The 12,967-nt window shown below is 73.3% G+C and carries 13 protein-coding genes; 8 read left to right on the top strand and 5 right to left on the bottom strand.

Features of this window, described 5'->3' with window-relative positions; all coding sequences use genetic code 11:
- Positions 1–56 precede the first annotated feature (56 nt).
- Together E8D34_RS06055 and E8D34_RS06050 are read left to right on the top strand one after the other, a co-directional pair.
- Positions 57–689 carry a hypothetical protein gene (locus E8D34_RS06055; RefSeq protein ID WP_240771142.1) on the top strand — a complete coding sequence of 211 codons (633 nt, stop codon included), beginning with the start codon at positions 57–59 and terminating at the stop codon, positions 687–689.
- Between the two features lie 3 nt (positions 690–692).
- Complete coding sequence (locus E8D34_RS06050) at positions 693–1,064, top strand: hypothetical protein (protein WP_136593678.1); 372 nt, start codon at positions 693–695, stop codon at positions 1,062–1,064.
- 48 nt (positions 1,065–1,112) lie between these two features.
- Here E8D34_RS06050 and E8D34_RS06045 read toward each other — a convergent pair whose 3' ends face one another.
- Positions 1,113–1,829, bottom strand: coding sequence for a GntR family transcriptional regulator (locus E8D34_RS06045; protein ID WP_240771140.1), 717 nt, complete (start codon positions 1,827–1,829; stop codon positions 1,113–1,115).
- 131 nt (positions 1,830–1,960) lie between these two features.
- On the opposite strand from E8D34_RS06045, the gene E8D34_RS06040 reads away from it, so the two are divergent.
- Positions 1,961–2,578 carry an alpha-ketoglutarate-dependent dioxygenase AlkB gene (locus E8D34_RS06040; protein WP_136593677.1) on the top strand — a complete coding sequence of 206 codons (618 nt, stop codon included), beginning with the start codon at positions 1,961–1,963 and terminating at the stop codon, positions 2,576–2,578.
- A 72-nt stretch (positions 2,579–2,650) separates the two neighbouring features.
- Here E8D34_RS06040 and E8D34_RS06035 read toward each other — a convergent pair whose 3' ends face one another.
- Positions 2,651–3,433 (bottom strand): 3'(2'),5'-bisphosphate nucleotidase CysQ, encoded by a 783-nt coding sequence (locus E8D34_RS06035; protein ID WP_206056570.1) that lies wholly within the window; start codon positions 3,431–3,433, stop codon positions 2,651–2,653.
- 224 nt (positions 3,434–3,657) lie between these two features.
- On the opposite strand from E8D34_RS06035, the gene E8D34_RS06030 reads away from it, so the two are divergent.
- Positions 3,658–4,212 (top strand): type 1 glutamine amidotransferase domain-containing protein, encoded by a 555-nt coding sequence (locus tag E8D34_RS06030; RefSeq protein WP_206056569.1) that lies wholly within the window; start codon positions 3,658–3,660, stop codon positions 4,210–4,212.
- A 178-nt stretch (positions 4,213–4,390) separates the two neighbouring features.
- Here the strand turns inward: E8D34_RS06030 and E8D34_RS06025 are convergent, their stop codons facing one another.
- Positions 4,391–4,738: a YtxH domain-containing protein gene (locus E8D34_RS06025; protein WP_136593676.1), complete on the bottom strand. Its 348-nt coding sequence runs from the start codon at positions 4,736–4,738 to the stop codon at positions 4,391–4,393.
- A 350-nt stretch (positions 4,739–5,088) separates the two neighbouring features.
- Here E8D34_RS06025 and E8D34_RS06020 point away from each other — a divergent pair, with 350 nt between their 5' ends.
- Positions 5,089–6,216 carry a YihY/virulence factor BrkB family protein gene (locus tag E8D34_RS06020; RefSeq protein WP_240771138.1) on the top strand — a complete coding sequence of 376 codons (1,128 nt, stop codon included), beginning with the start codon at positions 5,089–5,091 and terminating at the stop codon, positions 6,214–6,216.
- Positions 6,217–6,353: 137 nt separating this feature from the next.
- On the opposite strand, the gene pth is transcribed toward E8D34_RS06020, so the two are convergent.
- Positions 6,354–6,947 carry an aminoacyl-tRNA hydrolase gene (pth, locus tag E8D34_RS06015; protein WP_136593675.1) on the bottom strand — a complete coding sequence of 198 codons (594 nt, stop codon included), beginning with the start codon at positions 6,945–6,947 and terminating at the stop codon, positions 6,354–6,356.
- A gap of 153 nt (positions 6,948–7,100) precedes the next feature.
- Positions 7,101–7,715 (bottom strand): 50S ribosomal protein L25/general stress protein Ctc, encoded by a 615-nt coding sequence (locus E8D34_RS06010; RefSeq protein WP_136593674.1) that lies wholly within the window; start codon positions 7,713–7,715, stop codon positions 7,101–7,103.
- Positions 7,716–7,955: 240 nt separating this feature from the next.
- Here E8D34_RS06010 and pepN point away from each other — a divergent pair, with 240 nt between their 5' ends.
- The 3 genes from pepN to E8D34_RS05995 all read left to right on the top strand — a co-directional run bounded on the left by pepN (position 7,956) and on the right by E8D34_RS05995 (position 12,932).
- Positions 7,956–10,388 (top strand): aminopeptidase N, encoded by a 2,433-nt coding sequence (pepN, locus tag E8D34_RS06005; RefSeq protein ID WP_136593673.1) that lies wholly within the window; start codon positions 7,956–7,958, stop codon positions 10,386–10,388.
- Between the two features lie 379 nt (positions 10,389–10,767).
- A complete protein-coding gene (locus E8D34_RS06000; protein WP_136593672.1) occupies positions 10,768–12,000 on the top strand; it encodes a glycine betaine/L-proline ABC transporter ATP-binding protein in 1,233 nt (410 codons plus the stop codon).
- Positions 11,997–12,932, top strand: coding sequence for an ABC transporter permease subunit (locus tag E8D34_RS05995; RefSeq protein ID WP_136593671.1), 936 nt, complete (start codon positions 11,997–11,999; stop codon positions 12,930–12,932). Before E8D34_RS06000 ends, E8D34_RS05995 begins: the two co-directional genes overlap by 4 nt.
- Positions 12,933–12,967 lie beyond the last annotated feature (35 nt).

The raw sequence follows: 12,967 nt of genomic DNA, 5'->3' as shown, positions 1-12,967 counted from the left end.
ACACTTCTGATGACATCGACTCACGCCGTGGGCACCCCGTGGGTTTCAATGGAGCCATGGAGGACGACCATCCCGACATGTCCTGGCCGCTGGACGGCGCCGCGCAGCTGCGCGACGACCTGCTGGCGGCGTACGACGACCCGGACCGCGGGTACCACGACCGCGGCCACCTGATCGCGGTGCTGAACCGCCTCGACGAGCTCGCCGCCGGCGGGGTGCGCTTCGACCGCACCCCGGTCCAGCTGGCCGCCTGGTTCCACGACGCGGTCTACGACGGCGAGCGTGACGCCGAGGAGCGGTCCGCGGCGTGGGCCGAGGACGAACTGCCGCGGTACGCGGACGCCGCGACGGTGGCCGAGGTGGCCCGGCTGGTCCGGCTGACCGAGACCCACCACCCCGACGCCGGCGACGTGAACGGCGCCGCGCTCTCCGACGCCGACCTCGGCATCCTTGCCGCGGACCGGGCGACGTACGACGCCTACGTGGCGGACGTTCGGCGCGAGTACGACCACCTCGACGACCCCGACTTCGTCGTCGGACGGGTCTCGGTGCTGCGCGACCTCGCCGACCGCGAGGAGCTCTTCCACACCCGCTACGCACGGGAGCGGTGGACCGCCGCGGCCCGCGCCAACCTCACCCGCGAGCTGGCGTTCTGGTACGACGGCGCCAGCGCGGTCGGCGTCGCCTGAGCCGTGGACGACCAGGTCATCTTCGCCGCCCGCGCCGCGGTGCTGACCGACCTCGAGGCCCGCGGCCTGGCGAGCCCGGTGTCGGTCTCCATCCTCGACGACGCCTGCTCCGAGCGTCGCTGGTGGCTCGAGCAGTGGGCGGAGGGGGCGCAGTTCGTGCCGGGCCTGATCGCCCAGGACGTGCAGGAGGCGCTGGCCGACGGGCTCGGGCGCACGGATCCGGCCGGGCTGTGGCCGGTCTGCCGCCACTGCACCGAGGGGCCGGTGCACACGCTGCACATCGACCCCGACCTGGGCGGTCCGGACCCGGTCTGGGTGTGCGAGGAGACCGGCACCACGATCGCACCGCTGGGCCGGCTGACGGCGAACGACTGACGGCGAACGACTGACGGGGACCGGCTGACGGGGACCGGCTGACGGGGCTCAGTCGTACAGGTGGAGGCGGAACGTGTGCCGGTCGGCCCGGTAGACGGTCCGGGAGAGCTCGACCGGGACGGTGCCGCACAGCGCCCGCCGCGAGTGCTGGAGCAGCGCCGAGCCGATCGGGACCTCGAGCAGCGAGGACTCCGCGGCGTCGGCGGTGACCGCCACCAGCGCGTCCTCGGCACGCGTCGGACGCAGCCCCCGGGCCTCCAGGTCGGCGTACAGGCTCACCGGCTGGTCCGCCTCGAGGAAGCCCGGCACCAGCGCGTCGGGCAGGAAGACGTCGGCGACGCAGGTGGCGTAGCCGTCGGTGGCCCGCATCCGACGCCAGCGGACGACGGGCTGGTCGACCTGCATCTCGAGCGCCCGGGCCACGCCCGGAGGGGCCGGGATCCGGTCGGCGACCACGGTCCGGGAGGTCACGGCCACCCCGCGGCGCGCCATCTCCTCGCTGAAGCCCACGACGCCCGTCCGGCGGGGGCGCGGGTGCGCCACGAACGTCCCGCGGCCGGGGAACCGCTCGAGGACCCCCTCGCCGACCAGCGCGTCCAGGGCCTGGCGCACCGTCATCCGAGCCACCCCGAACCGTTCCACCAGCTCGCGCTCCGAGGGGGCGGCGGTGCCCGGGTCGCAGCCCGCGACGAGAGCACGCACGTACTCGCGGATCACCACGTGTTTCGGTGATCGCCTCTCGTCGAACGTCGGGACCCCAGGCACGGCCGGAGGCTAGGCACGCCCGCTGTTCGGCAGCACGCGATCCGTCGATTCATACCGAAGCGGCGGTACGGATGACGACACCCCGACCCGCCTTGCGAACACCTGTTCGAACCATGGGCTATCGTGGACGCATGGACTTCCAGGGCACGCTCTTCGCCCCCGACCCGGCGCTGACCGCGCCCGACACCGGGCGCCTGGAGCGGCGCGACCTGGGCTCGGGCGCCTGGATCGACGTGGCTCGGACCTGGCTGCCCCAGCCCGACGAGGTCTTCGCCGCGCTGGCCGAGCGGGTGCCGTGGCGGGCCGAGAAGCGGCAGATGTACGACCGCCTCGTCGACGTCCCCCGGCTGGTCCACACCTACATGATCGGCGAGGAGCTGCCGCACCCGATGCTGACCGCGGCCCGCGAGGCCCTCTCCGCGCACTACGCGGAGGAGCTGGGCGAGCCGTTCCGGACCGCGGGCTGCTGCTACTACCGCGACGGGCGCGACAGCGTCGCCTGGCACGGGGACACCATCGGCCGGGGCAGTACGCACGACACCATGGTCGCGATCGTCTCGGTCGGCGACCCGCGGCGGCTGTGCCTCCGGCCCCGCGGCGGCGGGGAGTCGATCGCGGTCGAGATGGGCCACGGCGACCTGGTCGTGATGGGCGGCAGCTGCCAGCGCACGTGGGAGCACGCCGTGCCGAAGGTCGCCGCAGCGGGGCCGCGGATCAGCGTCCAGTTCCGGCCGCTCAACGTCTTCTGAGCCGCCGGGGCGGGTCGTGTGCCCCACGCACCCCGATGAGGAGGCGTCAGGCACACGACCCGAACGGGGAGGTCAGGCCTCCGTGCCGTGGGCGGCGATGAACGCCAGGATCTGCTCGGAGAGCTCGGGACGGCACACGATCACGTCGGGCAGGTAGACGTCGTCCTGGTTGTAGCGCAGCTCGCTGCCGTCCACCCGGGAGGTGAACAGGCCGGCGGCCCGCGCGACCGCGACCGGGGCGGCGGAGTCCCACTCGTACTGCCCGCCGGCGTGCACGTACGCGTCGGCGACGTCGCGCACCACCGACATCATCTTGACGCCGGCCGATCCCATCGGCACGAGCTCGGCGTCGAGCTCGGCGGCCAGCGCCTCCACGAACGCGGGCGGGCGGCTGCGCGAGACGGCGATCCGGGGGCGGACCGACGTACGCGGCGGCACCACCGGCGCGGTGCCGGTGTTGAAGGTCTCGCCGAGGGCCGGCTGGGCGACCGCGCCGGCGACCAGCTCGCCGTCCTGCCACAGCGCGACGTGCACGGCCCAGTCGTCGCGGGGCGGCTCGGAGAACTCGCGGGTGCCGTCGAGCGGGTCGACGATCCAGACCTTCGAGGCGGCCAGGCGGGCCTTGTCGTCCTTGCCCTCCTCCGAGAGCACCGCGTCGTCCGGGCGGTACTGCGCCAGCAGCTCCATCAGCAGCTCGTGCGCGGCCTGGTCGCCGGCGTTCTTGAGCTCCTTGCCCTCCAGGCCCTCCTCGCGGACCTCGAGCAGGCGCCGGCCGGCGACCTCGGCCAGCCAGGCCGCGAGCGCGTGGTCGTCGGCGACGATGTCGGGAGAGGGGGTGCCAGCTTCGAAAGTCACCGGGACACCATAGAGCCTGGCCAGCCGCGCGTCGCAGCCCACGACGCGGCGTACCCAGTCCGGGTGCCGGGGAGGACCGCCCGCCCTCGACAGCAACGGACGGGGTGTGCGGACCACCGCAACGGGTACACGTCACGTGCGGCGCCCGGTGACCGTGCCCGCCACGGGGTTCTGACGCCTGCGTCCCCCGGGCACCGCTGACCCCTGTGAGAGGAGAAGATCCCATGTCGAGAATCGCATTCCTGGTGGCCCCCGAGGGTGTCGAGCGGGTGGAGCTGACCGAACCGTGGGACGCGGTGATCGATGCCGGCCACGAGGCGGTCCTGCTGAGCACGAGCGCGGGCGAGGTCCAGACGTTCGACCACCTGGACGCCTCGGAGTCCCGTCCGGTCGACGTGGTCGTGGCCGACAGCGACCCGGACGAGTACGCCGCGCTGGTGCTGCCGGGCGGCGTGGCGAACCCCGATGCGCTGCGGCTGGACGCCGCCGCCGTCGACTTCGTGCGCGCCTTCGCCGGCTCCGGCAAGCCGCTGGCCGCCATCTGCCACGCCCCCTGGGTGCTCGTCGAGGCCGATGTCGTCGAGGGCCGCCGACTCACCTCGTGGCCCAGCCTGCGCACGGACCTCACCAACGCCGGCGCGACGTGGTCGGACGAACGCGTGGTGACCGACGGCAACCTGATCACCAGCCGCAAGCCGGACGACCTGCCGGCGTTCATCGCCGCGCTCCTGGAGGCGGTCAACCACGGCCCCGACAGCGCCGGCGCGACCGACGCCTGAGGCGCGGAGCCGCTCCTGTCGGGGCGGCTGACAGCAAGGACCGGCGCGCCCGGGAAGCGTGAAGCATCCCGGGCGCGCCGGTCCGAGGCGGGCTCGCCCGCCCGCGGGCGTCGCAACCCCCGACGCCCCGCCGGACGGGGCGCGGTTCACACGTGAGGACCGCCCGCCGGGCGACGGCTCACGGCAGGGGACGCGGGCGGACGCCCGAACCCTCTTCCGACTGCTCCGGCCCGCCGGCGGCCCGGTCCACCGCCTGCCCGGCGTCGTCGACGGCATCCTCAGCGTCCCGCACCGCCTCGCCCGCCCGGTCCGCGAGCTGGCTGGCCTTGTCGGCGACGACGTCCTGCGCCTCGTTCGCCTTCCGCACCACCGCCCGTTCGGCCCGGTGGGCCGTGGCCTGCACCCGCGGGTCCTCCCACAGCCCCTGGGCCTTCGCCGCGATCTGCTCGTAGCGTCCTCGACCAGCGCGGGCCCCCAGCACGTAGCCGGCTCCCAGGCCAGCGAGGAAGTACAGCTTTCCAGGCATGCTCCGCTCCTTCGTCTCTACCGCGCCGGCTCGACCGGTCACGGTCCCTCGGCCTTCCATAGAGTCGTTCCCACTGGGCACGGATCCATGCCTCGCACCCCGGACAGCGCCGCGCTGCGCAGCCTCCTCGCCGCGGCGGCGATCGCGGTCGACCTGGGCGCCGCCGTCGACGGCTGGTCGTAATCGCGACCCGCTCCGAGGCATACCTGACGGCCGCGTGGGGAATCGGTACGGCCAGAGCCAGCAGAGGAGATCGTCATGACAGCAGGAGCAGCACCCCGGCAGAAGCACCCGTCGACGGGCCGGGCTCGTGCCCGGCTCCGCGGCGACCTCTCAGCGCGGCGCCGGCGGTGAGTGCGATCGGTCGGCAGCCTGACCGGGGCACGCCCGACGCCGCCACCCGGCCCGACCCCGACGACCCGCGCAAGCCGGAGTCGCCCGTCGACCTCACCGCGCCGTCGAGGCGCTACGTCGTGGTCAAGACCTTCCGGGAGTTCTCCGAGGACGGCTGCCTGGATCTCGCCGCGGCGCTGACCTACTACTCGGTGCTCGCGCTGTTCCCGGCGACGGTCGCGATCCTCTCCCTGGTCGGCCTGGTCGGCCAGGGGCAGGCGACGGTCGACACGCTGCTGCAGACGTTGCGCGATGTCGGCGCGGGCGGCGTGGCGGAGACACTGGAGCCGACCCTCGTCGAGCTCAGCCGCGCGCAGAACGCGGGGCTCGCGCTCCTGCTCGGCCTGGCTCTGGCGCTCTGGTCCGCCTCGGGCTACGTCGGCGCCTTCGGTCGCGGCATGAACCGGATCTACGAGGTGGCAGAGGGAAGACCGATCTGGAAGCTGCGCCCGGCCATGCTGGCGATCACCCTGGTCACCGTCGTCCTCACCGCCCTGGTCGCGCTGGGCCTCGTGCTCACCGGACCCGCCGCCCGGGCGGTCGGCCAAGCGGTGGGACTAGGGGACACCGCGGTCCTGGTCTGGAGCATCGCCAAGTGGCCGGTGATGCTGCTGGCGGTGGTCCTCATCGTCGCGCTGCTCTACTACGCGACCCCCAACGTGCGACAGCCCCGGTTCCGCTGGATCAGCATCGGCGCGGTCGTGGCGATCCTGACGTGGGCGCTGGCCTCGGCGGTGTTCGGCGTGTACGTCGCCAACTTCGCGAGCTACAACCGGACCTACGGCTCGCTGGCCGGGGTCGTGGTCTTCCTGCTGTGGCTCTGGCTGACCAACCTGGCCCTGCTCTTCGGTGCCGAGCTCGATGCCGAGCTGGAGCGCGGCCGCGAGCTCCAGGCCGGGATGCCTGCGGAGAGGGACATCCAGCTGCCGGCACGCGACACCCGCACGAGCGACAAGGCGGCCAGGAGGGCCGCAGAGGACGTCGAGCGCGGCCGCCGGCTGCGCGTCAGCCGCGGGGAGTCCGCCGAGAGGGCTGCCTCCGGGTCCACGAGCACCGACAAGCCGTCGGAAGGCGACAGGTCATGACCCGTCTCGCGAGGCGCCCGAGCCGCTCCGCCAGCCTCCTGCTCCGCCCGGGGGTCCCGACGACCTGCCGGATCGCCACGCCGTACCGATGCACCTCGCGGCCTCGCCCCGACAGGTCGGACCGAACCCTGCGCGGGTCAGGAGTTGAACCGCGACTGGGTCCGCTCGAGGCCGTCGGTGATCAGCGACTCGACCGCGTCCGCGGCCGTGTCGATCTGGAACGGCAGCTCCTTGCGCTCGACCGTCGAGTAGTTCGACAGCACGAAGTCCGCAACGTCCTGGCGACCGGGCGGGCGGCCGATCCCGGCCCGCACCCGGTAAAAGTCGCCGCTGCCGAAGGAGGAGCGCATCGACTTCAGGCCGTTGTGGCCGTTGTCCCCGCCGCCACGCTTGACCCGCAGCGTGCCGAAGTCGATGTCGAGCTCGTCGTGGATCGCCACCACGCGCTCGGGCGGGACCTTGTAGAAGGTGGCCAGCGCCTTGACCGGTCCCCCGGTCTCGTTCATGTAGCTGCGCGACTTGGCCAGGACGACCCGCGGCCCGGGGGCGCCGGGCGCGCCGACCCGGCCCTCGACGACCTCGGCCCGCCCGGTCTTGTGTGCGCGGAACCCGCTGCCCATCCGGCGGGCCAGCTCATCGACCACCATGTAGCCGATGTTGTGGCGGTGGCCGGCGTACGAGGGCCCGGGGTTGCCGAGCCCCACCACGAGCCACACCTCGGCGTCGGTCAACGGTCCTCCTGCTGCGGTCGCGCCACCCGCTGGTGGCTGGATCGGGTCCCCGGGAGTCGGGTCCAAGAATGCAGCACTCCCCGGCGCGAGGTCCGCGCCGGGGAGTGCTGGTGTCGGCTCGGGCTCAGGCGTGGCCCGACCCGGCCGACGGGGTCACTCGGCCTCGGTGGCCTCGGCCTCGACGGCCTCGCCCTCGGCGGCCTCCGCCTCGGCGGGCTCCTCGGAGACGGCCGGGGTGGTCACGTTGACGACCAGCGCGTCGCCGTCGGTGTGCAGCACCGAGCCCTTCGGCAGGACCAGGTCGGAGGCGTGGATCTGGGTGCCGGCCTCGGCGCCCTCGACGTTGACCTCGATGGCCTCGGGGATGTGGGTGGCCTCGGCCTCGAGGTGGATCGCGGCCAGGTCGGTGACGACCAGGGTGCCCGGGGCGGCGTCGCCGACGACGACGACCGGGACGTCGACGACGACCTTCTCGCCGCGCTTGACGGCGACGAAGTCGACGTGCTCGAGGATGCGGCGGACCGGGTCGGTCTGGACCTGCTTGGCCAGGGCCAGGTGGGTGGAGCCGTCGAAGTCGAGCTCGACGACCGCGTTCGCGCCACCGTGGCGCAGCGCCATCATGGTGGCGTGGCCCGGGAGGGTCAGGTGGACCGGGTCGTTGCCGTGGCCGTAGATGACCGCGGGGATCTTGTCCTCGCGGCGGATGCGGCGGGCGGCGCCCTTGCCGAACTCGGTGCGGACCTCGGCCTTGATGATCTCGGTGGACATGGAGTCTCCCTCGTCGCTGGTGGGGTGGCGTGTACGTGAGGCCCCGGGCGGGAAATGCAGAGCGCCGCGCTGCGGGATCCGGTGACCGGCGGCACCGAACCGTCCGCGCGCGGCGCATGACGTCATTCGGCCCAGTCGATCACGGAGTCAGCTAGTGCTCCCTCGCCGAGGCAACCACAGGAGTCTACGTAGCCACCGGTGCCGAGTGCCAATCGGCGGCGCGGGCCTAGTGTGGACGGCGTGGCCCTGAAGCTTCCCGAAGCCCGCGATCGCGCGGCACTCGTCTCCGACGTCCACACCACCGTCCACCTCGACCTGCGCTCCACCGAGGAGTACACGGTCGACGCGACGGTGCGGTTCTCCTGCGCCGAGCCCGGCGCGAGCACGTTCCTCGAACTGGACGGCGCGCGGGACGTGACGCTCGACGGCCAGCCCGCGCCGTACGCCGACGGACGGATCGCGCTGGACGGCCTGGCCGCCAGCAACGAGGTGCGGGTGACCGCGACCCTCCCCTACGTCACCGACGGTGACGGGATGACGGTCACCGTCGACCCCGCGGACGGCGAGCGCTACGTCTGCGCGTTCACCGCGATGGACATCGCGCACAAGGTGATCCCCTGCTTCGACCAGCCCGACCTGAAGACCACGTTCACGGTCTCGGTGACCGGCCCCGCCCACTGGACGGTGCTGGCCAACGGGCTGGCGATCAGCCAGGAGCGGGAGGGCGAGGACGGGGGCGCCCGCCGGTTCTCGTTCGCGCCGACGCCACCGATCTCGACGTACCTGTTCTTCGTGGCCGCCGGACCGTGGGTCTCGGAGACCTGGGAGGAGCCGTACGAGCACGCCGAGTCCGGCGCCCTGCCGTTCGGCTGGCACGCCCGCGCCTCGCAGGAGCGGGAGCTGCGCCGCGACGCCGCCGAGCTGCGCCGGATCACCAGCACCTGCTTCCGCTGGTTCACCGAGGCCTTCGACCCGCCGTACGCCTTCGACGACTACCAGCAGGTCTTCACCCCGGGCCTCAACTGGGGCGCGATGGAGTTCCCGGGCTGCGTGGCGTTCCGCGACCAGTACCTGGTCCAGGGGGCGCCGACGGCCCTGCAGCGGCAGTGGCTGGCGAACACGATCGCCCACGAGATGGCCCACATGTGGTTCGGCGACCTGGTGACCATGGAGTGGTGGCAGGACACCTGGCTCAACGAGTCCTTCGCCGACTACATGGGCTACGAGGTGGCCGCGCTCGCCGCGGGCTACGACGACGCCTGGACCACCGCGGCGCTGACCCGGAAGCCGACCGGGTACCGCGCCGACCTGCGCCGCTCCACGCACCGGATCGCCGAGGACGCCGAGCAGCTCATCGACGCCGACACGGCGTTCGCGAACTTCGACATGATCACCTACGCCAAGGGCAACGCCGTGCTCCGCCAGCTCGGCACCTGGCTGGGCGAGGACTTCCTGGCCGGCGTCAACCGCCACCTGCGCAGCCACGCCTTCGGCAACGCCACCCTCGCCGACTTCCTCGACGCGCTCGACGCCGAGACCGACCGCGACGTCCGCGGCTGGGCGGAGAAGTGGCTGCGCACCACCGGCTTCGACACGATCGAGGTGACGCGACGGGACTGGGTGCCGGTGCTCACCCGGCACGGGTCGCGTCCGCACCGGTTCACCGTCAGCGCGTACGACGACCACCTGCGCCTGGTGGAGACCCGAACCGTCGACCTGGACGACGAGCCGCTGGTGCTGGAGGGGCTGGCCGGCCGCGTGGTCGTTCCCAACGCCGGCGACGAGACCTTCGTCGCGCTGCGCCTGGACGACCACTCGTGGGAGGTCGTCACCCGGCACCTGTCGGCGATGGAGTCGTCCCTGACCCGGGCCGTGCTGTGGTGGGCGGTGATCGACCGGGTCGAGTCGCACGGCAGCTCACTGGCCGACCTCAGCGCGCTCCTCGGCCGCCACCTGCGGGTGGAGCGCGACCCGGTGATCTTCGAGTCCGTGCTCGCCGCCGCGCTGCGGATCGCCCGCCTGTACGCCGCGCCCGAGGACCTGCCCGCCTTCTTCCGCAGCGTCGAGGAGGTCTGCCACGCCGCGCTCGCCGAGGACGAGCCGGCGCTGGAGCCGGCCGCGCTGCGAGCGCTGGCCGGCACCACCCGCGACCGCGACCTGCTGGTGCGCTGGCTGCACGGCACCGCCCTGGACCAGGAGGTCCGATGGATCGCCGTCCGCCGCCTGGCCGAGCTCGGCGACCCGTCGTTCATCGCCGCCGAGGAGGAGCGCGACCGTTCCGTCTCCGGCCACCTCGCCGCGCTCGCGGCGCACGCCGCGGTGCCGACTCCGGAGGCCAAGGCGGAGGCCTGGGCCCGGCTGATGGGCGGCGGGCTCGGCAACCACGAGCTGACCGCCGCCGCGGCCGGCTTCTGGGGCTGGGAGCAGGCGGACCTGGTGGCGCCGTACCTGGACCGCTACCTGGTCGAGGGGCTGGCCCTGGCGACCGCGTCCGGACAGGCGATGAGCCAGATCATCGGTCGCGCGTTCCCGTACCTGCCGATGACCGGGGCGGCGCGCCAGCAGCTGCGCGACCGGCTCGCGGAGGTGCTCGACGGCGAGGTGCCGACCGTCCTGGCGCGCACCTGGAACGACGCCCTCGACGACCTCGACCGGGCACTGACCGGGCGCTGACCGGGCGCTGACCGGGCACTGACGGGGCGGTCCTGGGCCCTCCTCGGGGCCGCCTCGACCATGACCTCTCTCACGTTTCGACGTCCCCGAGGGGGACGTGCGACGCCGCGCGAGCGGTCTGCTACCTACGCGCGCGAGGCGCCGCGAGCCGCGCTGTCGCCGCCTCGACGCCAGGTTGAACCGTCAACCAGACCTGTGCGACGGTCCTGGGGCGGCTCGGGACCCGGGCGGCGCCTGATGCGCCACTCCTCGTAGCCCGCGATTCTGCCCCGGCGCAGGTGCCCCTTCGCATCCGCCGCGTGGTGTCGTGGTGTGCGTGTTCCGGCCGTGACGAGCGGTGTGGACGACAGGTCCGCGCCCACGGTTGAGGAGCACCCGGATGCCAGTCATCGAGGCGCACGAGGTCTACAAGGTCTTCGGTCGCAGGCCCGAGCGCGGAGTCGCCAGGCTCCGCGACGGAGCGACCCGCGAGGAGCTGCGGGCCGACGGACTCACCGCGGCCGTCATCGACGCCTCCTTCGAGGTCGCCGAGGGCGAGATCTTCGTCGTGATGGGGCTGTCGGGCTCCGGCAAGTCGACGCTGATCCGCACCGTCAACGGCCTCCAGCCGCCGACCGCCGGGTCGATCCGGGTCGGCGGCGAGGACCTGATGGACCTCGACGGCCGCGGCCTGCGCCGCCTGCGCCGCGAGCGGATCAGCATGGTCTTCCAGCACTTCGCGCTGCTGCCGCACCGCACCGTCGGCGAGAACGCGGCGTACGGGCTCAAGGTCCGCGGGATCAACCGCGCCGAGCGCGAGCGCCGTGCCGAGAAGGCGCTGCAGATGGTCGGCCTCGGCGGCTGGGCCGGCTCGCTGCCCGCCCAGCTCTCCGGCGGCATGCAGCAGCGCGTCGGCATCGCCCGCGCGCTGGCCGCGGAGACCGACGTGATGCTGATGGACGAGGCGTTCAGCGCCCTCGACCCGCTGATCCGGCGCGAGATGCAGGACCAGCTCGTCGAGCTCCAGCACGAGCTGGGCAAGACCATCCTGTTCATCACCCACGACCTCAACGAGGCGATGCGGCTGGGCGACCGGATCGCGATGATGCGCGACGGCCGGATCGTCCAGCAGGGCACGGCCGAGCAGATCCTCAACGACCCCGCCAACGACTACGTCGCGCAGTTCGTCCAGGACGTCGACCGCACCCGGGTGCTGACCGCCTCCTCGGTGATGGAGGCGCCCGTCGCCGTCATCGGCGCCACCCAGGGCCCGCGCGCCGCTCACAAGCTGATGCGCGAGCACCAGATGTCGGCGGTGATGGTGGTCGCCCGCGACCGCCAGCTGGTCGGCGTGGTCACCGAGCGCGCCGCCGCCACCGCGGTGGCCGCCGGCCGCAGCGACCTGTCCGGGGTGATGGAGGCCGTGGCCTCGGCCGCCCCCGACACCGCCGTGGCCGACCTGTTCGCGGCCTCCGCCGACAACGCGACGCCGATCGCCGTCATCGACGAGCGCGGCCGTCTGCAGGGCGTGATCCCCCGCGTGACGCTGCTCAGCGCCCTGGGCGAGACCTCCGGACCCGAGGCGGCCGAGGCCGTCCAGCCCGTCCTCATCGACGAAGGGAGCCTGGCATGAGCGCGCAGGTCGTGACCGCCACCGAGAACGTCGACGGCGTGCCGCGGCTGCCGGTCGGCGAGTGGATCAGCGACGGTTTCGACTGGGTCCAGGATCACTTCGGCCCGTTCTTCGACTCCCTCGCGGACGGCATCGAGAGCACCGTCGACGGTCTGGCCGACCTGCTCACCGCGCCGGCGCCGCTGCTGCTCGCCGCCGTGCTGGCGCTGCTGGCCTGGCTGGTCAAGGACTGGAGGCTCGGCCTCGGCTCGTTCCTCGGCCTCGCCGCCGTGATCGGGATGGACCAGTGGGAGAACGCCATGGTCACCCTCGCCCTGATCCTGGTCGCGACACTGGTCGCCCTGGCGATCGGGATCCCGCTGGGCATCCTCGCGGCGCGCTCGGAGCGCGCGAGCCGGGCCATCCGCCCGGCCATGGACCTGATGCAGACGATGCCGGCGTTCGTGTGGCTGGTGCCCGTCGTGACGCTGTTCAGCATCGGCCCCTCCGGCGCCCTGGTCGCCACCGTCATCTTCGCCCTGCCGCCCGGCGTCCGGCTCACCGAGCTCGGCATCCGCCAGGTCGACGCCGAGGTGGTCGAGGCCGGCCACGCGTTCGGCGCGACCCCGCGTCAGATCCTGCGCGAGGTGCAGCTCCCCCTGGCCCTGCCGACGGTGATGGCCGGCATCAACCAGGTGATCATGCTCGCGCTCTCCATGGCCGTGATCGCCGGCCTGGTCGGCGGCGGCGGCCTGGGCAGCCAGGTGACCACCTCGATCTCACGGCTCGACATCGGGCTCGGCTTCGAAGCCGGCCTCTCGGTCGTCGTGCTGGCGATCTTCCTCGACCGCGTCACCGCCGCGGCGGGCCAGCGACAGCGGAGCCCGGGCACGGTCCGGTCGCTGCTGCGCCGGCGCTCCGCCGTACCGGCGAAGGAGGGCGCGAACGCCTGACGCATGACCCCGAACCAGCCGCCGGCGGGGCACGC

The organism is Nocardioides sp. GY 10113, from assembly GCF_004919105.1.
Taxonomy (GTDB): Bacteria; Actinomycetota; Actinomycetes; order Propionibacteriales; family Nocardioidaceae; genus Nocardioides.
The sequence above is the reverse complement of the archived record's forward strand: the minus strand, read 5'-3'. Positions and strand labels throughout refer to the sequence as shown.